The sequence below is a fragment of the Streptomyces sp. f51 genome, from assembly GCF_037940415.1.
In the GTDB taxonomy this organism is placed as follows: Bacteria; Actinomycetota; Actinomycetes; order Streptomycetales; family Streptomycetaceae; genus Streptomyces.
In genome coordinates, this window is the sequence record NZ_CP149798.1 from 1,578,211 (window position 1) to 1,601,478 (window position 23,268).

General features: G+C 70.4%; 19 protein-coding genes. 9 read left to right on the forward strand and 10 right to left on the reverse strand.

Annotated elements, in window-relative coordinates; genetic code table 11:
• Positions 1 to 61 precede the first annotated feature (61 nt).
• The 4 genes from WJM95_RS07085 (at position 62) to WJM95_RS07100 (ending at position 3,994) form a co-directional block, all read left to right on the forward strand.
• Complete coding sequence (locus WJM95_RS07085) at positions 62 to 904, forward strand: AAC(3) family N-acetyltransferase (protein WP_339128662.1); 843 nt, start codon at positions 62 to 64, stop codon at positions 902 to 904.
• A gap of 11 nt (positions 905 to 915) precedes the next feature.
• The gene (locus WJM95_RS07090; protein ID WP_339128663.1) at positions 916 to 1,839 is read left to right on the forward strand and encodes an ABC transporter ATP-binding protein; all 924 of its coding nucleotides are present in this window, start codon (positions 916 to 918) and stop codon (positions 1,837 to 1,839) included.
• 273 nt (positions 1,840 to 2,112) lie between these two features.
• Positions 2,113 to 2,928, forward strand: a complete 816-nt coding sequence (locus tag WJM95_RS07095; RefSeq protein ID WP_339128664.1) for an ABC transporter permease — start codon at positions 2,113 to 2,115, stop codon at positions 2,926 to 2,928.
• A 58-nt stretch (positions 2,929 to 2,986) separates the two neighbouring features.
• Positions 2,987 to 3,994 (forward strand): COX15/CtaA family protein, encoded by a 1,008-nt coding sequence (locus tag WJM95_RS07100; protein WP_339128666.1) that lies wholly within the window; start codon positions 2,987 to 2,989, stop codon positions 3,992 to 3,994.
• Between the two features lie 52 nt (positions 3,995 to 4,046).
• Here WJM95_RS07100 and WJM95_RS07105 read toward each other — a convergent pair whose 3' ends face one another.
• From WJM95_RS07105 to WJM95_RS07115, 3 genes are all read right to left on the reverse strand, one after another.
• Positions 4,047 to 5,153, reverse strand: a complete 1,107-nt coding sequence (locus WJM95_RS07105; protein ID WP_339128668.1) for an amidohydrolase family protein — start codon at positions 5,151 to 5,153, stop codon at positions 4,047 to 4,049.
• Positions 5,154 to 5,280: 127 nt separating this feature from the next.
• Entirely contained in the window at positions 5,281 to 5,637 is a 357-nt protein-coding gene (locus WJM95_RS07110; protein WP_339128669.1) for a hypothetical protein, read from the reverse strand.
• Between the two features lie 92 nt (positions 5,638 to 5,729).
• On the reverse strand, positions 5,730 to 6,683 hold the full coding sequence (locus WJM95_RS07115) for a heme o synthase (RefSeq protein ID WP_339135402.1): 954 nt from the start codon (positions 6,681 to 6,683) through the stop codon (positions 5,730 to 5,732).
• Between the two features lie 353 nt (positions 6,684 to 7,036).
• Here WJM95_RS07115 and tkt point away from each other — a divergent pair, with 353 nt between their 5' ends.
• The 5 genes from tkt to pgl are packed head-to-tail and all read left to right on the forward strand — an operon-like array spanning position 7,037 to position 13,642.
• The gene (gene tkt, locus WJM95_RS07120; protein ID WP_339128670.1) at positions 7,037 to 9,124 is read left to right on the forward strand and encodes a transketolase; all 2,088 of its coding nucleotides are present in this window, start codon (positions 7,037 to 7,039) and stop codon (positions 9,122 to 9,124) included.
• 34 nt (positions 9,125 to 9,158) lie between these two features.
• Positions 9,159 to 10,277: a transaldolase gene (gene tal, locus WJM95_RS07125; protein ID WP_339128671.1), complete on the forward strand. Its 1,119-nt coding sequence runs from the start codon at positions 9,159 to 9,161 to the stop codon at positions 10,275 to 10,277.
• Positions 10,278 to 10,281: 4 nt separating this feature from the next.
• Positions 10,282 to 11,805: a glucose-6-phosphate dehydrogenase gene (zwf, locus tag WJM95_RS07130; protein WP_339128672.1), complete on the forward strand. Its 1,524-nt coding sequence runs from the start codon at positions 10,282 to 10,284 to the stop codon at positions 11,803 to 11,805.
• Positions 11,802 to 12,863, forward strand: coding sequence for a glucose-6-phosphate dehydrogenase assembly protein OpcA (gene opcA, locus WJM95_RS07135; RefSeq protein WP_339128673.1), 1,062 nt, complete (start codon positions 11,802 to 11,804; stop codon positions 12,861 to 12,863). The genes zwf and opcA overlap by 4 nt, the downstream gene beginning before the upstream one ends.
• Positions 12,860 to 13,642: a 6-phosphogluconolactonase gene (pgl, locus tag WJM95_RS07140; protein ID WP_339128674.1), complete on the forward strand. Its 783-nt coding sequence runs from the start codon at positions 12,860 to 12,862 to the stop codon at positions 13,640 to 13,642. The genes opcA and pgl overlap by 4 nt, the downstream gene beginning before the upstream one ends.
• 119 nt (positions 13,643 to 13,761) lie before the next feature.
• On the opposite strand, the gene pgi is transcribed toward pgl, so the two are convergent.
• From pgi to WJM95_RS07175, 7 genes are all read right to left on the reverse strand, one after another.
• On the reverse strand, positions 13,762 to 15,414 hold the full coding sequence (pgi, locus tag WJM95_RS07145) for a glucose-6-phosphate isomerase (protein WP_339128675.1): 1,653 nt from the start codon (positions 15,412 to 15,414) through the stop codon (positions 13,762 to 13,764).
• Positions 15,415 to 16,040: 626 nt separating this feature from the next.
• Complete coding sequence (locus WJM95_RS07150) at positions 16,041 to 16,376, reverse strand: RNA polymerase-binding protein RbpA (protein WP_003957010.1); 336 nt, start codon at positions 16,374 to 16,376, stop codon at positions 16,041 to 16,043.
• Between the two features lie 236 nt (positions 16,377 to 16,612).
• Positions 16,613 to 16,849 (reverse strand): preprotein translocase subunit SecG, encoded by a 237-nt coding sequence (gene secG / locus WJM95_RS07155; RefSeq protein ID WP_261703385.1) that lies wholly within the window; start codon positions 16,847 to 16,849, stop codon positions 16,613 to 16,615.
• A 98-nt stretch (positions 16,850 to 16,947) separates the two neighbouring features.
• The gene (tpiA, locus tag WJM95_RS07160) at positions 16,948 to 17,724 is read right to left on the reverse strand and encodes a triose-phosphate isomerase (RefSeq protein WP_339128676.1); all 777 of its coding nucleotides are present in this window, start codon (positions 17,722 to 17,724) and stop codon (positions 16,948 to 16,950) included.
• Between the two features lie 5 nt (positions 17,725 to 17,729).
• Entirely contained in the window at positions 17,730 to 18,941 is a 1,212-nt protein-coding gene (locus WJM95_RS07165) for a phosphoglycerate kinase (protein ID WP_339128677.1), read from the reverse strand.
• A gap of 129 nt (positions 18,942 to 19,070) precedes the next feature.
• Positions 19,071 to 20,081 carry a type I glyceraldehyde-3-phosphate dehydrogenase gene (gap, locus tag WJM95_RS07170; RefSeq protein ID WP_339128678.1) on the reverse strand — a complete coding sequence of 337 codons (1,011 nt, stop codon included), beginning with the start codon at positions 20,079 to 20,081 and terminating at the stop codon, positions 19,071 to 19,073.
• 191 nt (positions 20,082 to 20,272) lie between these two features.
• Positions 20,273 to 23,230 (reverse strand): M14 family zinc carboxypeptidase, encoded by a 2,958-nt coding sequence (locus tag WJM95_RS07175; protein ID WP_339128679.1) that lies wholly within the window; start codon positions 23,228 to 23,230, stop codon positions 20,273 to 20,275.
• Positions 23,231 to 23,268: the final 38 nt, after the last annotated feature.

Here is a 23,268-nt window from a genome sequence, read left to right on the forward strand (position 1 = left end):
ACGATCTTTGATCGATCAATTCGGTGGCACGCGGGCCCTCCCTGCGGGAGACTCCCGGACCATGTCGACACCCCCTCCGACCGGCCCACTCGTCACCCGGGACACCCTCGCGGCGGACCTGCGCGCACTCGGTGTCCGAGCTGGGGAGACGCTGCTCGCGCACTCCTCGCTGAGCGCCCTCGGATGGGTCAACGGCGGTGCCGTGACCGTCGTCCGGGGACTGCTCGACGCCCTGGGTCCCGACGGCACCCTGGTGGTCCCGACCCAGTCCGGCGACCTCTCCGACCCCGCGCTCTGGAGCCGCCCGCCGGTCCCCGAGGAGTGGTGGCCGGCGATCCGGGCGACCATGCCCGCCTACGACCCCCGCGTGACCCCCTCCCGCGGGGTCGGCGTGATACCCGAGACCGTCCGCACCTGGCCCGGCGCCCTGCGCAGCGACCACCCCGAGACCTCGTTCGCGGCGCTCGGCCCGGCCGCGGCGGCGGTCGTCGGAGGGCACGCGGTCGACTGCCGGCTCGGCGAGCGCAGCCCGCTGGCCCGGCTGGAGGCCCGCGGCGCCCGGGTCCTGCTGCTCGGCGCGGGCTACGACAGCTGCACCAGCTTCCACCTCGCCGAGTACCGCGTCCCCTCGCCCGTCGTGGAGGTCGGACGGCCCTCCCCCACCGGCTGGGAGACCGTGCGAGAGGTGTCGATCACCTCCGAGATGTTCGAGGAGCTGGGCTCCGACTTCGAACGGGACCGTCCCGTCGTACGGGGCACCGTGGGCGCTGCCCCGGCGCGGCTCTTCCCGGTGGCCGACGCGGTGGCGTACGCGCAGCGGTGGCTGCCGGTGCACCGGCCGCGGGACCTGGCCGTGGAGACCGCGGCCGCCCCCGGCGGTTCCGGGCCGCTCAGACGTCCCTAGACTTGCTCCTCATGCGAAGCGAGCCCGTGGTCCAGGTCCAGGCCCTGGTGAAGCGGTACGGAACGAAGACCGCGGTGAACGGCCTCGACCTGGTGGCCGCGGCGGGCATCACCGCCGTCCTCGGACCCAACGGCGCGGGCAAGACGACGACCGTCGAGACCTGCGAGGGATACCGGAAGCCGGACTCCGGGACCGTGCGCGTCCTGGGCCTCGACCCGGTGAGACAGTCCGGCGAGCTGCACACCCGCATCGGCGTGATGCTCCAGTCCGGCGGCGTCTACTCGGGCGCCCGCGCGGACGAGATGCTCCGCCATGTGGCCAAGCTGCACGCGAACCCCCTGGACGTGGACGCGCTCATCGAGCGGCTCGGCCTGGACGGCTGCGGCCGTACGACGTACCGGCGGCTCTCGGGCGGCCAGCAGCAGCGCCTCGCGCTCGCCATGGCGGTCGTCGGCCGTCCCGAACTGGTCTTCCTCGACGAGCCGACCGCCGGTCTCGACCCGCAGGCCCGCCACGCCACCTGGGACCTGGTCCGCGACCTGCGGTCCGACGGTGTCTCGGTGATCCTCACCACGCACCACATGGACGAGGCCCAGCAGCTCGCCGACGACGTCGCGATCATCGACGCGGGCCGGGTCGTCGCCCAGGGCTCCCCCGAGGAGCTGTGCCGCGGCGGCGCCGAGAACACCCTGCGCTTCACCGGCCGCCCAGGGCTCGACGTGAACTCCCTGCTCAAGGCCCTGCCCGCGGACTGCACGGCGGCCGAGCTGACCCCCGGGTCCTACCGGGTCGGCGGCAAGGTCGACCCGCAGCTGCTGGCGACCGTGACGTCCTGGTGCGCCCAGCACGGTGTGATGCCGGAGAAGATCTCGGTCGAACGCCACACCCTCGAAGACGTTTTTCTGGAGCTGACCGGCAAGGAGCTGCGCTCATGAACCACGTGCGACCGGAGCCCGGCCGGGGGTCCGGGGGTTGTCCCCCGGGAAAGCACAGCCTGGAGCTGACCGGCAAGGAGCTGCGCTCATGAACCACGTGCGACCGGAGCCCGGCCGGGGGTCCGGGGGTTGTCCCCCCGGGAAAGCACAGCCTGGAGCCGACCGGCAAGGAGCTGCGCTCATGAACCACGTGCGACCGGAGCCCGGCCGGAAATCCGGGGGTTGTCCCCCGGGAAAGCACAGCCTGGAGCCGACCGGCAAGGAGCTGCGTTCATGAGTCAGGCACAGCTTGGAGCCGACCGGCGAGGAGCCGCGTCCGTGACCACCGCCGGCACGTACACCCCGAAGCCGGGCGCCGCCCCGCTTCCCCGGATGATCCGCGCGCAGGCCGCGCTGGAGACCCGGATGCTGCTGCGCAACGGCGAGCAGCTGCTGCTGACGGTCGTGATCCCGACGCTGCTGCTGGTGCTGTTCAGCTCGGCCGACATCATCGACACCGGTCCGGGCAAGGCGGTCGACTTCCTGGCGCCGGGCATCCTGGCGCTGGCCGTGATGTCGACGGCGTTCACCGGCCAGGCCATCGCCACCGGCTTCGAGCGCCGCTACGGCGTCCTGAAGCGGCTGGCCGCCTCGCCGCTCCCGCGTTGGGCGCTGATGACCGCGAAGACGGCGTCGGTCCTGGTGACCGAGATCCTCCAGGTGATCCTGCTCACCGCGATCGCCTTCGCGCTGGGCTGGTCGCCGCACGGCAACCCGCTCGCCGTCCTGCTCCTGCTGGTCCTCGGCACGGCCGCCTTCTCCGGGCTCGGCCTGCTCATGGCGGGCACGCTCAAGGCGGAGGCGACGCTGGCCGCCGCGAACCTCGTCTTCCTGCTGTTCCTGGTCGGCGGCGGAGTGATGGTGCCGATGGACAAGTTCCCCGCGGGCGCCCAGGACGTGCTGGGCCTGCTGCCCATCTCGGCGCTCTCCGACGGTCTGCGGGCGGTGCTCCAGCACGGTGCCGCGATGCCCTGGGGAGACCTGGGCATCCTGGCGGTCTGGGCGGTCCTGGGCCTCGGCGCGGCAGGCCGGTTCTTCCGCTGGGAGTGAGCGGACCGTCCCGTCCGGGGCGGACCCTCGTGAAAGCGTGCACAAGCGGGCCCCTACGATGGTGCGCGTGCAGAACCTGACCCGAGCCGACGCCCTCAGCGCGGTGCGCAACCCGCTCGCCTTCATCGCCGAACGCTGGACCCCGGCCGCCCGGACGGTGCAGCGCGCGGCCCTGGCCGCGCTCGTCATGTCGGTCGTGATCGTGGTGACCGGCGGTGCCGTGCGGCTCACCGGCTCCGGCCTCGGCTGCCCGACCTGGCCCAAGTGCACCGACGACTCGCTCACGGCGACGAGCGCGATGGGCTTCCACGGCGCCATCGAGTTCGGCAACCGCATGCTGACGTACGTGCTGTGCGCCGCCGTCGGCTGGGCCATCGTCGCGGCACGCTCGCAGAAGCCCTGGCGGCGCGGTCTGACCCGGCTCGGCTGGGCCCAGTTCTGGATCGTCATGAGCAACGCGGTCCTCGGCGGGATCGTCGTCCTGGTCGGTCTGAACCCGTACACGGTCGCCGCCCACTTCCTGCTGTCCACCGCGCTGATCACGGTGGCCGCGCTCATGTGGCAGCGCACCCGCGAGGGCGACGCGGCACCGCGTCCGCTCGTCGGCAAGTCGGTGCAGCAGCTCGTGTGGTTCCTGGTCGTCGCCGCGGTCCTGCTGATCGCGGTCGGCACGGTCGTCACCGGTGCCGGACCGCACGCGGGTGACTCCAGCGAGGTCGAGCGCATCCCCGTCGGCTGGGAGACCGTCGCCAAGCTGCACGCCGTGCTGGCCTGGATCGTCGTCACGCTGACCTTCGCGCTCTGGTTCGTCCTGAAGGCGGTGGACGCCCCCCAGGGTCCCCTGCGGCGCACGCGCGATCTGTTCCTGATCCTGCTGTCCCAGGGCGTCATCGGCTACGTCCAGTACTTCACCGACCTGCCCGAGGCCCTGGTCGCCCTCCACATGCTCGGCTCCTGCCTCGTGTGGATCGGGGTGCTGCGGGTCCTGCTGGCCCTGCGCGAGCGCCCGGAGACCGTGGCGGATCTGCCGGGTCCCGCGACCGCGTCGGCCCTCACGCGCGCGTAGCCGCTCCGGGGACGCCTCCGGGCGACCCCGGACCTCTCCCGCCCCGGCGCGCTCACTCCAGCCCGTACACCCGCCGTGCGTTGCCCGCCGCGATCAGGCCCGCGACCCGCTGGGCGTCGGCCCGTGACCAGGCCCCTTCCGCGACCCAGCCGCCGAGGACCCGTGCGAGCGCCTCGCGGAAGAGGTGGGCGCCGATCACGTGGAGTTCGGGAAGGCCGCGCGCCCCGCTGGAGAAGAGCAGCTTGCCGAACGGGGCCAGCTCCAGGATCTCGGCGAGGACGGCGGCGGACCGCGCGCCGGTGCGCACCAGGGCCGCGCCCAGGTCGGCGTAGACGTGCGGGAACACCTCGGCGAGATGGGCCGCGTGCCGCTGGTAGGGGTAGCCGTGCAGCAGGACCAGATCGGTGCCGAGGCCCGCCGTCGCGCGGGCGAAGTCGGTGAGCAGCGCGGGGTCGGTGCGGTCGACGCGCTGCCCCGGTTCGCCGAGTCCCGCGTGCAGTTGCAGGGGCAGGCCCGACGCGACCGCGATCCACAGCAGATGGCGGAGCAGGACCGGGTCGGTGAGCGTGCCGCCCACCCGCCGGCCGGCGAGCCAGCGGCCCGCCGCGCCCCGCACCTCCCCGGGTCCCGGCGGTTCGGGCGCGAGGGCCAGACCGTGCCGCACGCCCGCCACGGAGGTGAAGGCCACGGCGTTCGCGGCGGCTCCGTGGACGGATTCGGCGAGATTGGCCAGAAATGCCTCGACGGTACCCGAGGTGTCGGCCACCTGTTCGGCGAGCGGCTCCAGCCGGACGATCTCGTGCGCGCTGGCGGCTCCGGTGGAGGCCATCTCCCCTGGCCCGGTCAGATCGCCGGGCAGCCCCGTGTCGACGAGGTACGTGGTGACGCCGCTGCCGCGCAGGAGTCTTCGCCCCGACTCCAGGACGCCCAGTTCACGGCGCCGGGCCAGATAGCGGGCGGGCGTGCAGTGCGGTTCGAGTCCCAGCAGGGGCGGGCACCAGCGCCGTACGGCGAAACCGGTCTGGGTGTCGAAGAAGGTGGTGCCCGCGGCCGGCGGGCCCCCGGTTCTGGAGAGGTGGGCCTCGAACGTGCCGAGGCCCAGCTCCGTCCGCAGTACGCCGTGGCAGTACTGGTCCACGAGGGACGGCGTTTCGATCATCCGGACTCCCCGCGAATGGACCGTTGCTTTTCAGGTCCTAACGGCTGAGCCGGGTGTCAGGTGTTGGTCGCGCGCACCCCGTGCGAACAGCCGACGATTGTCGGCCGTCCGTGCGAGGGGTGGCGTGTCAGTCGTTCGAGGGACCGCCGAGCTGGATGCCGGCCATGCGCTTCCACTCGTACGGGCCGGTCTTCACCTTGGCCGCGAACTCGCCGTCGAAGGTCTCGTGGACGGTGATCCCCGCCTTCTTCACGGCGTTCTCGGCGATCTCGTAGCTCGTCGCCACGAGGTCGCCCCAGCCGCCGTCCTCGCCGACGAGGACGATACGGGCGCCGCGCTGTCCGATGTACGCGACCTGGGCCTCGGCGCCGCCGTGCGCCTTGGAGAAGGCGGTGATCCGCCGCGCGAGCTTGGCCGCTGCGCGGTCGGCCCCGGGGTCCTGGACGGTGCCGGGGGTCTCGTCGATCTGCTCGGTGTCTGCCATGGCCAGGATGCTACCGACGAGTAGATCGAACGGCGACGGGAGGGGTGCGTGGCCTTGACCACGCACCCCTCCCGTCAGGGCTTTCGTACGGTCTAGCGCAGGAAGGGGTCCACCGCGACGGCCACGAAGAGGATCGACACGTAGGTGATCGACCAGTGGAACAGCCGCATCTCCTTCAGCTTGCCGCCCGTCACCTCGGCCTTGGCGCGGTTCTGGAGGCCGTGCGCCTCCCAGAGCCAGAAGCCGCCCGCGGCCAGCGCGACCACGGTGTAGAACCAGCCGGTGTAGCCGAGCGGGGTCAGCAGCAGCGAGACCGCGACCATCACCCAGCTGTAGAGGACGATCTGGCGGGCGACCACCTTGTTGCTCGCGACGACCGGCAGCATCGGCACGCCGACGCGCGCGTAGTCGTCCTTCACCTTCATGGACAGCGGCCAGTAGTGAGGCGGCGTCCAGAAGAACATGACGAGGAAGAGGATGACCGGCGCCCAGGACATGGAGTCCGTGACGGACGACCAGCCGATGAGCACGGGCAGACAGCCCGCGATGCCGCCCCAGACGATGTTCTGCGAGGTACGCCGTTTGAGGATCATCGTGTAGACGACGACGTAGAAGAGGAGCGCCCCGAGCGACAGCCAGGCCGACAGCCAGTTGACGGCGAGACCGAACAGCAGGGTCGACACGACCGCCAGCGTGATGCCGAAGGCGAGGCACTCACGGGGGCTGACCATGCCGGTGACGAGAGGACGCTGGGAGGTCCGCTCCATGAGGGCGTCGATGTCGCGGTCGATGTACATGTTCAGCGCGTTGGCGCCGCCCGCGGACAGATAGCCGCCGAGGCAGGTGAGGAGCACCAGCTTCAGATCGGGCACACCCTGCTGGGCCAGGAACATCACCGGAACGGTGGTGATCAGCAGCAGCTCGATGATCCGCGGCTTGGTCAGCGCCACGAACGCCTTGAGTCGGGCCCCGAACGGCCGCTGGCCCCGGCTGCTGCTCGTCCCGAGAACACCCGCTGGACGGGATTCGACGGCCGTCACGCACACCCCTGACAGAGACATCCCAGCGAGCCCCGGGATGAATTCCCCGTAAAGGCCCGCGCGTACCACGCCACTGTAGACGTTGCCCAGACCCCGGCATTCGCGGGGGTGCGCCCGTGTTGGGCAGTGCGGCCGGAAGAGCTGATCGAGACTCGATTGAGCACTCGGACGAGCGGCTCCGTATTCATGTGCCGAACACGGAACGGCCCAGTCGGGAGGCGGATCCCGATGAGTCCCGGCAGTCTGGAATGACTCGAAAAAACGCGCGTACTCACGGGGGTAGGCTCGACAACGGCCGGGGCGCCCAGTGCACCGGCAATTCGACATGTGTGACATGTGGAGAGGAGCCCTGACCCAGGGTGAGCACCAAGCCGACCACCACAGACCTCGAGTGGACCGAGCTGGACCAGCGGGCCGTGGACACCGCCCGCGTCCTGGCCGCCGATGCCGTACAGAAGGTCGGCAACGGCCATCCCGGTACGGCCATGAGCCTGGCGCCCGCCGCCTACACCCTCTTCCAGAAGGTGATGCGGCACGACCCGGCGGACACCGACTGGGTTGGACGCGACCGCTTCGTGCTGTCCGCCGGCCACTCGTCCCTGACCCTCTACACCCAGCTCTACCTGGCCGGCTTCGGCCTGGAGCTGGACGACCTGGAGTCCTTCAGGACCTGGGGCAGCAGGACACCCGGACACCCGGAGTACGGTCACACGCCGGGCGTGGAGACCACGACCGGCCCGCTCGGCCAGGGTGTCGCCAACGCGGTGGGCATGGCGATGGCCGCCCGCTACGAGCGCGGCCTGTTCGACCCCGACGCGCCGAAGGGCGAGTCCCCGTTCGACCACTTCATCTACGCGATCGCCGGTGACGGCTGCCTCCAGGAGGGCATCTCCGCCGAGGCCTCCTCCATGGCGGGCCACCAGGAGCTCGGCAACCTGATCCTGCTGTGGGACGACAACCACATCTCGATCGAGGGCGACACCGAGACCGCGGTCTCCGAGGACACGGTCAAGCGCTACGAGGCGTACGGCTGGCACGTGCAGCGGATCGCCCCGAAGCCGGACGGCGACCTCGACCCGCACGCCATCTACAACGCGATCGAGGCCGCGAAGAAGGTGACGGACAAGCCGTCCTTCATCGCGATGCGCTCGATCATCGCCTGGCCCGCCCCGAACGCGCAGAACACCGAGGCCGCCCACGGCTCGGCGCTCGGCGACGACGAGGTCGCGGCCACCAAGCGCGTCCTCGGCTTCGACCCGGAGAAGTCCTTCGACGTCGCCGCCGAGGTGCTGGCCCACACCCGTCAGGCGCTGGACCGCGGCGCCCAGGCCAAGGCCGAGTGGGAGAAGGGCTACGCCGCCTGGCGTACCGCCAACCCGGAGCGCGCGGCGGAGTACGACCGCATCGCGGCGACCGAGCTGCCGAGCGGCTGGGAGGAGAAGCTCCCGGTCTTCGAGGCGGGCACGGGTGTCGCCACCCGCGCCGCGTCCGGCAAGGTCCTCCAGGCCCTCGGCGCGGTCATCCCCGAGCTGTGGGGCGGCTCCGCCGACCTCGCCGGCTCGAACAACACCACGATCGACAAGACCAGCTCGTTCCTCCCGGCGGACAACCCGCTGCCCGAGGCGAACCCGTACGGCCGCACGATCCACTTCGGCATCCGCGAGCACTCCATGGCCGCGGAGATGAACGGCATCGCGCTGCACGGCAACACCCGCATCTACGGCGGCACCTTCCTGGTGTTCTCCGACTACATGCGCAACTCGGTCCGTCTGTCGGCCCTGATGCACCTGCCGGTGACGTACGTGTGGACGCACGACTCGATCGGCCTCGGCGAGGACGGTCCGACCCACCAGCCGGTCGAGCACCTCGCCTCGCTGCGCGCCATCCCCGGCCTGAACGTCGTCCGTCCCGCGGACGCCAACGAGACGGCCATCGCCTGGCGCGAGATCCTCAAGCGCTACACCAAGGTGTACGGCAAGGGCGCCCCGCACGGCCTCGCGCTCACCCGTCAGGGTGTACCGACGTACGAGGCGAACGAGGACGCCGCCAAGGGCGGGTACGTGCTGTTCGAGGCCGAGGGCGGCGCGCCCGAGGTCATCCTGATGGGCACCGGCTCCGAGGTGCACGTGGTCGTCGAGGCGCGCGAGCAGCTCCAGGCCGCGGGCATCCCCACCCGGGTCGTCTCCATGCCGTGCGTGGAGTGGTTCGACGAGCAGGACCAGGGGTACCGGGACAGCGTCCTGCCGCCCTCGGTGAAGGCCCGTGTCTCGGTCGAGGCCGGAATCGGTCTCACCTGGCACCGATTCGTCGGGGACGCCGGACGCATTGTTTCGCTGGAGCACTTCGGTGCTTCGGCCGACGGCAAGGTGCTCTTCCGCGAATTCGGTTTCACTGCCGAGAACGTCGCGGAAGCCGCCCGGGAATCGATCGCCGCAGCCCAGCGCTGACGCCGACATACGACACGTAGGAGATGCAATTTCCATGACAGACGCACTCAAGCGCCTCTCCGAGGAAGGCGTCGCGATCTGGCTGGACGACCTGTCGCGCAAGCGGATCACGTCCGGCAACCTTGCCGAGCTGATCGACCAGCAGCACGTCGTGGGCGTCACCACCAACCCGTCGATCTTCCAGAAGGCGATCAGCAGCGGCGACGGCTACGAGCAGCAGGTCACCGAGCTCGCCGCCCGCAAGGTCACCGTCGAAGAAGCCCTGCGCATGATCACCACGGCGGACGTCCGCGACGCCGCCGACATCCTGCGCCCCGTCTTCGACGCCTCCGGCGGCCAGGACGGCCGGGTCTCCATCGAGGTCGACCCCCGTCTGGCGCACAACACCACGGCGACGATCGCCGAGGCCAAGCAGCTGGCCTGGCTGGTGGACCGCCCCAACACGCTCATCAAGATCCCGGCCACCAGGGCGGGTCTGCCAGCGATCACCGAGGTCATCGGCCTCGGCATCAGCGTCAACGTCACGCTGATCTTCTCGCTGGAGCGCTACCGCGAGGTCATGGAGGCGTTCCTCGCCGGCCTGGAGAAGGCCAAGGAGCGCGGCCTGGACCTCTCGAAGATCCACTCCGTGGCGTCCTTCTTCGTGTCCCGCGTGGACACCGAGATCGACAAGCGGCTCGACGCCCAGGGCACCCCCGAGGCCAAGGCCGCCCGCGGCAAGGCGGGCGTCGCCAACGCCCGGCTCGCGTACCAGGCGTACGAGGAGGTCTTCTCGACCGACCGCTGGGCGGTCCTGGACCGGGCGCAGGCCAACAAGCAGCGTCCGCTGTGGGCATCGACCGGCGTCAAGGACCCCGCGTACAAGGACACCCTGTACGTCGACGAGCTGGTCGCGCCGAACACCGTGAACACCATGCCGGAGGCCACGCTGGAGGCCACCGAGGACCACGGACAGATCACCGGCAACACCATCGCCGGTACGTACGAGCAGTCCCGTGCCGAGCTCGACGCCGTCGAGAAGCTCGGGATCTCCTACGACGACGTGGTCCAGCTCCTTGAGGACGAGGGCGTCGAGAAGTTCGAGTCCGCCTGGAACGACCTGCTCAAGTCGACCGAGGCGGAGCTCCGGCGCCTCGCCCCTTCGGAGGGCTGAAACCTTGTCGAGCAGCAACCCGCTGCGTGACCCCGCAGACCGACGGCTCCCGCGTATCGCGGGGCCGTCGGGCCTGGTCATCTTCGGCGTCACGGGCGATTTGTCACGTAAAAAGCTGATGCCCGCGGTGTACGACCTCGCCAACCGGGGTCTGCTCCCGCCGGGCTTCTCCCTCGTCGGGTTCGCCCGCCGCGAGTGGGCCCACGAGGACTTCGCCCAGGAGGTCCACGACGCGGTCAAGGAGCACTCCCGCACCCCCTTCCGCGAGGAGGTCTGGCAGCAGCTCGTCCAGGGCATGCGCTTCGTCCAGGGCACCTTCGACGACGACGACGCCTTCGACCGGCTGCGCTCCACCATCGAGGAACTGGACAAGGCACAGGGCACGGGCGGCAACTTCGCCTTCTACCTGTCCGTGCCGCCGTCCGCGTTCCCGGTGGTCATCCAGCAGCTGAAGAAGCACAAGCTGGCGGAGCAGTCGGGCGGCTCCTGGCGTCGCGCGGTCATCGAGAAGCCCTTCGGCCACGACCTCAAGTCGGCCGAGGAGCTCAACGCGATCGTGCACGAGGTCTTCGCCCCGGACCAGGTCTTCCGCATCGACCACTATCTGGGCAAGGAGACCGTCCAGAACATCCTGGCGCTGCGCTTCGCCAACACGATGTTCGAGCCGATCTGGAACCGGTCGTTCGTCGACCACGTGCAGATCACGATGGCCGAGGACATCGGCATCGGCGGCCGCGCCGGCTACTACGACGGCATCGGCGCAGCCCGTGACGTCATCCAGAACCACCTGCTCCAGCTGATGGCGCTGACCGCCATGGAGGAGCCCTCCTCCTTCGACGCGGACGCGCTCGCGGCGGAGAAGACCAAGGTGCTCGGCGCGACCAGGCTGCCGAAGGACCTGGGCAAGAGCACGGTCCGCGGCCAGTACGCGGCGGGGTGGCAGGGCGGCGAGAAGGTCGTCGGCTACCTCCAGGAGGACGGTATCGACCCCAAGTCGAAGACCGACACCTTCGCCGCGATCAAGGTGGAGGTGGACAACCGCCGCTGGGCGGGCGTCCCGTTCTACCTGCGCACCGGCAAGCGGCTCGGCCGCCGCGTCACCGAGATCGCGGTCGTCTTCCAGCGCGCCCCGCACTCCCCCTTCGACCACACGGCGACGGAGGAGCTGGGCCAGAACGCGATCGTCTTCCGTGTCCAGCCCGACGAGGGCGTCACGGTCCGCTTCGGCTCCAAGGTGCCCGGCACCTCCATGGAGATCCGGGACGTCTCGATGGACTTCGCGTACGGCGAGTCCTTCACGGAGTCGAGCCCTGAGGCGTACGAGCGTCTGATCCTCGACGTGCTGCTCGGTGACTCGAACCTCTTCCCGCGCACGGAGGAGGTCGAGCTGTCCTGGAAGATCCTCGACCCGATCGAGCAGTACTGGGACAAGCACGGCAAGCCCGCGCAGTACCCCTCGGGCACCTGGGGACCCGTCGAGGCCGACGAGATGCTCGAACGAGACGGACGGAGCTGGCGTCGCCCATGAAGACCGATCTCACGGACACCACGGCCAGCAAGGTCAACAAGGCGCTCGTCCAGGGCCGCCGCGCCATCGGCACACCCGCCGTCGGCATGGTGCTCACCCTCGTCATCGTCACCGACGAGGAGAACGCCTACGACGCCCTGAAGGCCGCCAACGAGGCCTCGCGCGAGCACCCCTCGCGCACCCTCGTGGTCATCAAGCGCGTCTCCCGCTCCCCCCGCGACCGCACGACGTCGCGGCTCGACGCCGAGGTGCGGCTCGGGGCGGAGGCGGGCACCGGCGAGACGGTGGTGCTGCGCCTGTACGGCGAGGTGATCAACCACGCCCAGTCGGTCGTCCTGCCGCTGCTGCTGCCGGACGCCCCCGTCGTCGTCTGGTGGCCGGTCAACGCGCCGCTCGACCCGGCGAAGGACCCGCTCGGCGCGCTCGCGCAGCGCCGGGTGACCGACACCTACGCCGCCGAGGCCCCGGTACGGGAGCTCAACGCCCGCGCCGAGGCCTACACCCCGGGCGACACGGACCTGTCGTGGACCCGCATCACGCCCTGGCGTTCGATGCTGGCCGCGGCCCTGGACCAGGTCACCTGCGACGTGGACGCGGTCGAGGTGGAGGGCGAGGAGTTCAACCCGAGCTGCGAGCTGCTCGCGATGTGGCTCGCGGACCGGCTGGAGGTCCCGGTCAAGCGGTCGCTGTCCTCGGGCCCCGGTCTCACCGCGGTCCGGCTGGACACGAGCTGCGGCCCGATCGTCCTGGACCGCGCGGACGGCACCCTCGCCACGCTGTCCATCCAGGGGCAGCCCGACCGCGCGGTGGCGCTCAAGCGCCGGGAGACGGCCGAGCTGATGGCGGAGGAGCTGCGCCGCCTGGACCCGGACGACACCTACGCCTCGGCACTGCGCTTCGGCGTCGACCGGCTGAACGCCCCGGCGGACACCGGCGGTTCCAGGGCGTCGGGCGGTACCGCGACCGCCACGAAGGCGGCCCCTGTCGCCAAGGACTCCCCCGCCGGAGTGGCCGAGACGCTCGCCAAGAAGGCGGCGGACAAGGCGGCCGCCGAGTGAACACTCCGCAGCTCGTCGTCCACCGCGACAAGGAACTGATGGCCGAGGCCGCGGCGGCGCGGCTGATCACGAAGATCGTGGACGCGCAGGCCTCGCGCGGCTACGCGTCGATCGTGCTCACCGGCGGGCGCAACGGAAACGGGCTCCTCGCGGCGCTCGCGTCCGCGCCCGCCCGGGACGCCGTCGACTGGGCGCGTCTGGACCTGTGGTGGGGCGACGAGCGCTACCTCCCCGAGGGTGACCCCGACCGCAACGACACGCAGGCCCGCGCGGCCCTGCTCGACGCGGTGCCGCTGGACCCGGAGCGGGTGCACACCATGCCCGCGTCCGACGGTCCCTACGGCGCCGACGTCGAGGCGGCGGCGGAGTCGTACGCGGCGGAGCTCGCGAAGGCCGCCGGGCCCGAGAACCACGGTCCGGTCCCGGCCTTCGACGTGCTGATGCTGGGCGTCGGCCCGGACACGCACGTGGCCTCGCTCTTCCCGGAGCTGCCCGCGGTGCGGGAGACGGAGCGGACGGTGGTGGGCGTGCACGGCGCGCCCAAGCCGCCGCCGACCCGGATCTCGCTGACCCTGCCCGCGATCCGCGCCGCCCGCGAGGTGTGGCTGCTCGCGGCCGGCGAGGACAAGGCGGAGGCGGCCGCGATCGCCCTGTCGGGCGCGGGCGAGATCCAGGCCCCGGCCGCGGGAGCGTACGGCCGCTCCCGCACGCTGTGGCTGCTGGACGCCGCGGCCGCGTCCCAGCTCCCGCGGTCGCTGTATCCACCGGCGTCCGCGTGAGCGGCTGAACCACGGAAACGCCGAACGGGGCGGCAGGGTCACGGACCCTGCCGCCCCGTTCGGCGTTTCCGTTACGGGAAGCGGGCGGACTCCCGCCGCCCGCTTCCCCTCAATCAGGCTCAACGACCCCGCAGAGTGCGGTACTTGGCGACCAGCGCCTTGGTCGACGCGTCCAGTCCCGACACATCCGCGCCCTCGGTCAGGGCGGGCTCGACGCGCTTGGCGAGCACCTTGCCGAGTTCGACGCCCCACTGGTCGAAGGAGTCGATGTTCCAGACCGCGCCCTCGACGAACACCTTGTGCTCGTAGAGCGCGATCAACTGGCCGAGGACGGAGGGGGTCAGCTCCTTCGCCAGGATCGTGGTGGTCGGGTGGTTGCCCTGGAACGTCTTGTGCGGCACCAGTTCCTCGGGCACACCCTCGGCGCGGACCTCGTCCGGGGTCTTGCCGAACGCCAGCGCCTGCGTCTGCGCGAAGAAGTTCGCCATCAGCAGGTCGTGCTGGGCGACCAGGCCCGGCAGCAGATCGGCCACGGGCTCGGCGAAGCCGATGAAGTCGGCGGGGATGAGCTTGGTGCCCTGGTGGATCAACTGGTAGTACGCGTGCTGGCCGTTGGTGCCGGGCGTGCCCCACACCACCGGTCCGGTCTGCCACTCCACCGGGCTGCCCTCACGGTCCACGGACTTGCCGTTGGACTCCATGTCGAGCTGCTGGAGATAGGCCGTGAACTTCGACAGGTAGTGCGAGTACGGCAGCACCGCGTGCGACTGGGCGTCGTGGAAGTTGCCGTACCAGATGCCCAACAGGCCCATCAGCAGCGGGGCGTTGGCCTCGGCGGGCGCGGTGCGGAAGTGCTCGTCGACCAGGTGGAAGCCGTCGAGCATCTCGCGGAACCGGTCCGGACCGATCGCGATCATCAGCGACAGGCCGATCGCCGAGTCGTACGAGTAGCGCCCGCCGACCCAGTCCCAGAACTCGAACATGTTCGCCGTGTCGATACCGAAGTCCGACACCTTCTCCGCGTTCGTCGACAGCGCCACGAAGTGCTTCGCCACCGCCTCCTGACCCGCCTTCAGGCCGGTCAGCAGCCACTCGCGCGCGGAGGTGGCGTTGGTGATGGTCTCGATAGTGGTGAACGTCTTGGAGGCGATGACGAACAGCGTCTCGGCCGGGTCCAGGTCGCGGACGGCCTCGTGCAGGTCCGCGCCGTCCACGTTCGAGACGAACCGCAGGGTCAGCGAGCGGTCGGTGAAGGAGCGCAGCACCTCGTAGGCCATGGCGGGGCCGAGGTCCGAGCCGCCGATGCCGATGTTGACGACGTTCTTGATGCGCTTGCCGGTGTGCCCGGTCCACTCGCCCGAGCGCACCCGCTCCGCGAAGCCGGCCATCTTGTCCAGGACCGCGTGCACGGCCGGCACCACGTTCTCGCCGTCGACCTCGACCACCGCGTCCCGCGGCGCCCGCAGCGCCGTGTGCAGCACCGCCCGGTCCTCGGTCGTGTTGATCTTCTCGCCCCGGAACATCGCGTCCCGCAGACCGAACACGTCCGTGGCGACGGCCAGCTCGCGCAGCAGCCGCAGCGTCTCGTCGGTGACCAGGTGCTTGGAGTAGTCGACGTGCAGATCGCCGACCTGGAGCGAGTAGCCGGAGCCGCGTCCGGGCTCGGCCGCGAACAGCTCGCGCAGATGGGTGCCGGCGAGCTCCTCGCGGTGCTTGGCCAGAGCGGTCCATTCGGGTGTCTGGTTGAGCCTGGTACGGCTGTCTGCGTTCATCTCGGACTTCCGCCTTCTTCCTGCCTGTGCTGCTGCGTACCTTGCCCCGCTGCCGGTTCCAACCTAATTGATCAGAGCTGGACACGAGCTGTCGTAGTGCGTCCACCGGCTCAACAACAGATACGTCCGGGCGGCCCGCAGGTGTCAGCACGATGACGTCGGAAGGCGGGCGGGAAGGGGCACGCGAGCGCGAACGGTGCCGGTCCGTTCGGGCCGGGGCAGGGTCTCGCGAGCGGGTCCGCGTGAGATCACGGGCTGCCGAGCCCGCCCGGCCGGGCACGGCCGCAGGGAAGAGTCGGCGCGGGATTTCCGGGCCACCGCGACCGCCCGGCAGGGCTTCGGGCGGATCCGCGTGAGATCGCGGGCTGCCACGCGCGCCCGGCAGGGCAGGGCTGCACGGGGTCGCCGGCGGTGAATCCCGGGCCGCTGCTGCATCGGCGTGACCCGGCCGTCGTCGCGTGCCCGGGCACGGCGGACGAACCGGCGCGCGGCGCGGGCGCGCTGACGGCCGGGCCCGGACGCGCGTCCGGGCGTGGCGGAGCCGGCGGCGGGCGGGCACCGGCCTCGGCGTCACCGCGATACGCCTCCGGCCAGACACCCACGGGATGCCCGGCCGGTCTCAACTCCTAGATCTCGCCCCGCAGTTTGGCGAGCGCCTCGGCGAGGATCGCCTCGCCGTCCGCGTCGCTGCGTCGCTCCCGCACATACGCGAGGTGCGTCTTGTAGGGCTCGGTGCGCGGCGGGTCCGGCGGGTTGTCCCGGTCCTGTCCTGCGGGGAAGCCGCAGCGCGGACAGTCCCAGGTGTCGGGGACCTGCGCGTCGCTGGCGAAGCTGGGCTGCGTCTCGTGCCCGTTCGAGCACCAGAAGGAGATGCGCAGCCGCGGCGCGGACTCGCCGCGCTCGGCCTCGCCCATCGGCCCCGCCCCGACCCGGCTTCCTCGGATCGCGTTGCCACTTGCCACGGTCGTAACTCCCTGCGTGATGGTGCCGCGAAGCGAGTCGGCGTGTCGCTTCGTTGCGAGCGCCTCAGTCTACGTAAGGCCCAACGCACGTCCAGTGATTGGAGTTACATCCCCACCCCTAGACGCAAGCCCCATGATAGGCGGCGCCTGGAGGCGCGTACCGGACATGGGGCCTTACGTGCGGAATGTGCTTGCGTAATGTGCAGTTGTGCTGCCGTACCGATGTCGCTCGGTGATCAGTTGTTGATCTTCATCAGCACACCGAGGACGACAATGCAGGCGAACCAGAGCAGACCGATCATCAGCGTGATGCGGTCGAGGTTGCGCTCGGCGACCGAGGAGCCGCCGACGGACGACTGCATGCCGCCACCGAACATGTCGGACAGGCCGCCGCCCTTTCCCTTGTGCATCAGCACCAGCAGCATCAGCAGCAGGCTGAAGACGATCAGGGCGATCGAGAACCCCAAAACCACGGCTGGACCAACTTCCTCGGAACTGGATGGACGACGGGGGTCCGGCGCGATGGCACCAGACCCCCGCAAGGGTACGACGAATCGCCGCTACCGCATACTTACTGGTCGCGGAACCGGACGATCTTGACGAACTCGTCGGCGTCGAGCGACGCGCCGCCGACCAGAGCGCCGTCGATGTCGGGCTTCGCCATGATCTCGGCGACATTGCCGGACTTCACCGAGCCGCCGTACTGGATGCGGACCGCGTCGGCCAGCTCCTGGGAGTACAGCTCGGCGAGCTTGGCGCGGATCGCGGCGCAGACCTCCTGCGCGTCGTCGGCGCCGCAGACCTTGCCGGTGCCGATGGCCCAGACGGGCTCGTACGCGATCACGACGGACTCGGCCTGCTCGGCCGGGAGGTCCTTGAGACCGCCCTCGACCTGGGCGAGGGTGTGGGAGACGTGGTTGCCGGCCTCGCGGACGTCCAGCTCCTCGCCCACGCACAGGATCGGGGTCAGACCGTGCTTGTAGGCGGCCTTGACCTTGGCGTTCACGACGTCGTCGGTCTCGTCGTGGTACTGACGGCGCTCGGAGTGGCCGACGGCCACGTACGTGCACTTCAGCTTCGCCAGCATCGAGCCGGAGATCTCGCCGGTGTAGGCGCCGGAGTCCTGCGCGGACAGGTCCTGGGCGCCGTACTTGATCTTGAGCTTGTCGCCGTCGACCAGGGTCTGCACGGAGCGCAGGTCGGTGAAGGGCGGCAGGACGGCGACCTCACAGGCCTCGTAGTCCTTGTCGGCCAGGGCGAAGGCGAGCTTCTGGACGTGCGCGATGGCCTCGAGGTGGTTGAGGTTCATCTTCCAGTTGCCCGCCATCAGCGGCGTGCGCGTGCTCATCTAGGTCAGTCCTCCAGTGCGGCGAGGCCGGGGAGCGTCTTGCCCTCGAGGTATTCGAGGGAGGCGCCGCCACCGGTCGAGATGTGGCCGAATGCGTTCTCGTCGAAACCGAGGGTGCGCACCGCGGCGGCGGAGTCTCCGCCGCCGACGACGGTGAAGCCCTTGGAGTCGACCAGGGCCTGGGCGACCGCCTTGGTGCCCTCGGCGTAGTCGGGGTGCTCGAAGACGCCCATGGGACCGTTCCAGAAGACGGTCTCGGCGTCGGCGAGCTTGGCTGCGTACAGGGCGCCGGTCTTCGGACCGATGTCCAGGCCCAGCTGCCCCTCGGGCATCTGGTCCGCCTCGACGGCGGTGTGCTCGCTGGGCGCCTTGGTCTTGAGGTCCGGGAATCCGGGGGAGACCACGACGTCGACCGGGAGCACCAGCTCGACGCCCAGCTTCTCGGCGCGCGCCATGTACTCGGTGACGGCCGGGATCTGGTCCTCCTGGAGCAGCGAGGTGCCGACCTCGCAGCCCTTGGCCTTGAGGAAGGTGAAGGCCATGCCGCCGCCGATCAGGATGCGGTCGGCCTTGCCGAGCAGCTGGTCGATGACGGCGAGCTTGTCGGAGACCTTGGAGCCGCCGAGCGCGACGACGTACGGGCGCGCGACGTCCTCGGTGAGCTTCTTCAGGACGCCGACCTCGGTGGCGATGAGGTGACCGGCGTAGTGCGGCAGACGGGCCGGGAGGTCGTACACGGAGGCGTGCTTGCGGTGCACGGCGCCGAAGCCGTCGCCCACGTACACGTCCGCGAGGGCGGCGAGCCGGTCGGCGAACTCGCCGCGCTCGGTGTCGTCCTTGGACGTCTCGCCGGCGTTGAAGCGGAGGTTCTCGACGACCGCGACCTGGCCGGGCTCCAGACCGTCCACGGCGTCGTGGGCGGCGGGTCCGACGGTGTCCTGCGCGAACGCGACCGGCGCGCCGAGGAGTTCACCGAGGCGCTCGGCGGCGGGCAGCAGCGAGAAGGCCGGGTCCGGGGCGCCCTTGGGGCGGCCCAGGTGCGAGGCGACGACGACCTTGGCGCCCGCCTCTGCCAGTGCCTTGACGGTGGGCAGGACGGCGCGGATGCGGCCGTCGTCGGTGATGAGGCCGCCGGCCAGCGGCACGTTGAGGTCGGCGCGGACGAAGACCCGCTTGCCGGACACTCCTTCGGCGAGAAGCTCGTCGATCGTCTTCATGAAGCGACTCCTAGGGGAAGGCTCTGGGGATCCGAGGGGGCTGATCGATCACCACGTGGCGCAGGGCCCGGGCAGCGCGGCGTCGCGCTGCCCGAGCCCTGGCTCACATCGAGGTGCCTGCTCGGGTGACTAGAGCTGGCCGCCGACGAAGACCGTCAGGTCCACGAGGCGGTTGGAGTAGCCCCACTCGTTGTCGTACCAGCCGAGGATCTTCACCGTGTTGCCCTCCTGGACCATGGTCAGGGAGGAGTCGAAGGTGCAGGAGGCCGGGTCGCTGACGATGTCCGAGGAGACGATCGGGTCCTCGGTGTACGCCAGGAAGCCCTTGAGGTCGCCGTCCTCGGACGCCTTCTTGAACGCGGCGTTGACCTCGTCCTTGGTGACCTCGCGCTGGAGCGTCACGACCAGGTCGGTGGCCGAGCCGGTCGGGACCGGGACGCGCATGGCGATGCCGTCCAGCTTGCCCTTGAGCTGCGGGAGGACCAGGGCGGTGGCCTTCGCGGCACCGGTCGTGGTCGGGATGATGTTCTCGGCGGCGGCGCGGGCGCGGCGCAGGTCCGAGTGCGGGAAGTCCAGGATGCGCTGGTCGTTGGTGTACGCGTGAACCGTCGTCATCAGGCCCTTGACGATGCCGAAGTTCTCGTCGAGAACCTTGGCCATCGGCGCCACACAGTTCGTGGTGCAGGAGGCGTTGGAGATGATGTTGTGGTTCGCCGGGTCGTACTGGTCCTGGTTGACGCCCATCACGATGGTGATGTCCTCGTCCTTGGCCGGAGCCGAGATGAGGACCTTCTTGGCGCCGCCGGCGATGTGCTTCTCGGCGTCGGCCTTCTTCGTGAAGATGCCGGTCGACTCGATGACGATGTCGACGCCGAGCCGGCCCCACGGGATGTCGGCGGGGTTGCGCTCGGACAGGACCTTGATCGTGTGCCCGTCGACGGTGATCGTGTCGGCGGTGTGCGACACCTCGGCCTTGAGGCGGCCCAGAATGGTGTCGTACTTGAGCAGGTGGGCGGTGGTCGCGGTGTCACCCAGGTCGTTGACAGCCACGATCTCGATGTCAGCACCCTGCTCCAGCAGCGCGCGGAAGTAGTTACGACCGATGCGGCCAAAGCCGTTGATGCCTACGCGGATCGTCACGAACCGATCTCCTCGTTAGGTACGCCGACTCAAGTGTCGGCGAGTTGTATGGGATGTCCCCGACCGCCTCCGACCCTACCTCCCCCAAGGCCCCTGAGTGACATCGAGCACGGCCATACACGGCAGGGCGATCCGTACCCGTCAGTAGGGGTACGGATCGCCCGTTCTGTTCATGTGATGGTCACGTACGGTCAGTTGTCGAGTGCCGAAAGTGCCTTTCCGATCAAGGCCGCGCGGTCGGCCGCCGTACCGACGTGTTCCAGACCGAAGCCCAGCAGCACGGTGTCGTCCGTGGTGACCGCCCCGTAGGTCTTGAAGAGCTCTCCGGTGCGCGCCCAGTCCCGCAGGACGGCCGGGCTGCCCGGAGGCGGACCGGCGACGCTCCAGGGACCGAGGGAGGATTCAAATCCCTCCGTGTCCACGGAGTTCCCGCCGACCACGAGCGAGGAGTCGTCCACGAGGAGGCCGTGACCGCCCGAGCTCGGGTCGCTGATGTAGCTGAACGAGACCTCGACGGACCGGCCGGCGTACGCGCTCAGGTCGAAGGAGACCTGCTGCCAGCCGCTGGACGCGCCGGTGAAGCTGTTCCACCGGCCGCTGGAGCCGGTGGCGGTGCACCCGGCCGCGCTCACGGTCAGGTAGTGCCTGATCCAGGGGTGTTCCTGGGCCAGGAAGCCGGCCTCGCACTCGGCGGGGACGGCCGAGGTGGTCGCACCGCCCGCCTCGGGGAGCGTGGTCCAGTCGTCGGCGCCGGTCGTGTGGACCTCGACGACCGCGTGGTCGTAGCCGGGCTCGGTGTCCCACAGCATCCGGGAACGCAGCGTCGGCGTGTCGGCGGCGGAGACCCCGGTGAGGTCGATCGTGCGGGTGAGCCGCTTGTAGGCGTCGTCGGTGTGCACCGCGGCGGCCATGTACGAGCCCGCGTACGGCCCGTACGGGTTGACGGTCCCGCTGAACTGTCCCGCCCCCGCGCCGGAGGCGAACTGCGGGTACTGCGCCGCGCTGAGCGAGTCGGAGGTGACGGCGTAGGTGCCCGCCGCGTTCAGCGGGTTGCCGGGCGCGTCGCCGAGCGTTCCCGTGGCGCCGTCGAGCCCACCCGAGCCGGTGAAGCCCTTGGCGCCGGGTGTGGACGTGCGGGAGTAGGCGCCCAGGTAGTACTGGCTGAAGTCGTTCGAGAGGGTGCCCCCGCCCAGGTCGACGCTGCCGCCGGCGAGTTCGCCCGCCTCGACCAGCTTGCCGCCCTCGTTGAGGAAGGCCCGCAGCTGGAGCTGGGTGGCGTTCCCGGGCCGCAGGGCGCCGGTGTAGTGGACGACCGTGCGGAAGTGGTCGAGGACACCGAGCGCGTCGGGCGCGCCCTGGGTGGCGACGTCCCAGACCAGGGCCTTCCTGCCGTCGGCCTTCAGCGCGTCGACGTACGTCTGCGCCTGCGTGGCCGCGGCGCCCTCCTCGGCGACCACGAGCACGTCGGCCCTCGGCCGCTGTGCCACGGTGTACGTGAAGTGGCTGCTGGAGGTGGGCTTTCCGGCTCGGGTCGTACCGGTGAACCAGACCTCGACCCGGTCGCCCGGACCACCGTCCGCGATCCTGGCGCGGTACTCGTCGAAGTAGAGGTTGTCGGTGCCCCCGTAGGTCTCGCCGCCCCGCCAGCCCCTGACCGCGACGGTGTGCGTACGGCCGCCGTCCACGCGGTACCTGAGCCGCTTGTCGCGCACGGACTTGCGGATGACGGCGGAGACCTGCTGGCCGGCGCCACGGGAGTAGGACGTGGTGAAGGCGGCCGGGGTGAAGTCGGGCGCGTCGAGGCCCACCGACGAGGACGGCCGGTCGGGGTGCGCGGCGGTCTCGGCGACGGAGAGCGCGAACGGGACGTTCTTCTCGAACTCCTGCTCGATCAGATTCTCGTCGTCCGGGAAGGTGAAGACGGAGGCGCAGTCCGCCGCGTTCCAGGCGTCGTTCGGGTCGGCGTCCGAGGCCGTCTGACAGGTCGACATCTCGGGGGTGAACATCGCCATGCCGTTGACGTTGCCCGCGTGACCGTCCGCCTCGCCGTTGGTCGTGTACAGCTCCGAGGAGACCTGCGGGTGGTAGCCCGGGATCGCGGAGTGCTCCGGGGTCCCGGCGAGCGCCTTGTAGAGCACGTCGTCCGGTGTCGGCGTCGCCACCTGCCAGCCCACTCCGTAGAGCAGCAGTTCGGCGGCGGAGTGGTAGTTGATCCCGTACGTGAAGCCGACGCGCTTCTCGAAGGTGTCGAGCGCCCTGGTCTCGGGCTCGGACTCCGGGCTCGCGCCCCGGTAGGTCTCGCTGGTGGGGTTGGGGGACGAACCCTCGTCGTCGTAGCCCCACTTGTAGGCGAAGTTGCGGTTGAGGTCGACGCCGTCGCCGGTGGAGATGACGCCGTCGCCGTTCACGTCCCGCAGGTTCTTGCGCCACTGGCGGGTGTCGGCGTCCTTGAAGGTGTAGTCGTAGCCGTCGGGGTTGGCCGACAGGACGAACCACAGTTCGGTGGAGTCGACGATCTTCTTGATGCGCTTGTCGGTCGCGTAGTGGTCCAGGTAGTAGTGCATCAGCCGCCGCGTCATCTCGGGGGTGATCCACTCGCGCGCGTGCTGGTTGGACACGTACAGCACCGACGGCCTGGAGCCGTCCTTGGTCTTCCGGGCGCCCTTGGTCAGTTTGAGCGCGAGGATGTCCTGGCCGTTCAGCGTCTTGCCGATGGAGACGACCGTGGTCAGGTCCGGGTGCGCCCGACCGGTCTCGACGATCTCCTCCTCCAGGTTGCCCTTCCCGCTGTACGGGCGGAACACCCCCTGGTCGGCGGCGGCGACCCGGCCCTCGGCCCGGGCGGAGAGCGTGTGTTCGGTGAGGTCGACGCCCTGCTTCTCCAGCTTCGCGGCCTGCTGGTCGGTGACGTAGACCTCGACCGTGCTCCTGCCGTTCTTCCAGGTCGTGTCGCCGAGTTCGTGACCGTCCTGGCCGGCCGCGAGCAGCAGGGGTACCTGCTGCTTCGTGATCTCGGCGCGGAACACCTTCACGGCGTTCGCGTCGGGCCTGGGCGAACCGCCGTCCTGCGCCCGGGCGACCGGCGCCACGGCCGCACCGCCCAGCAGGAGCGCGCCGGTGGCGAGGATCGCGCTCGCTCTTCGTCTCATGAGCCCCCCTTGCACGGGTTCGCCACAGCAGCGAACAG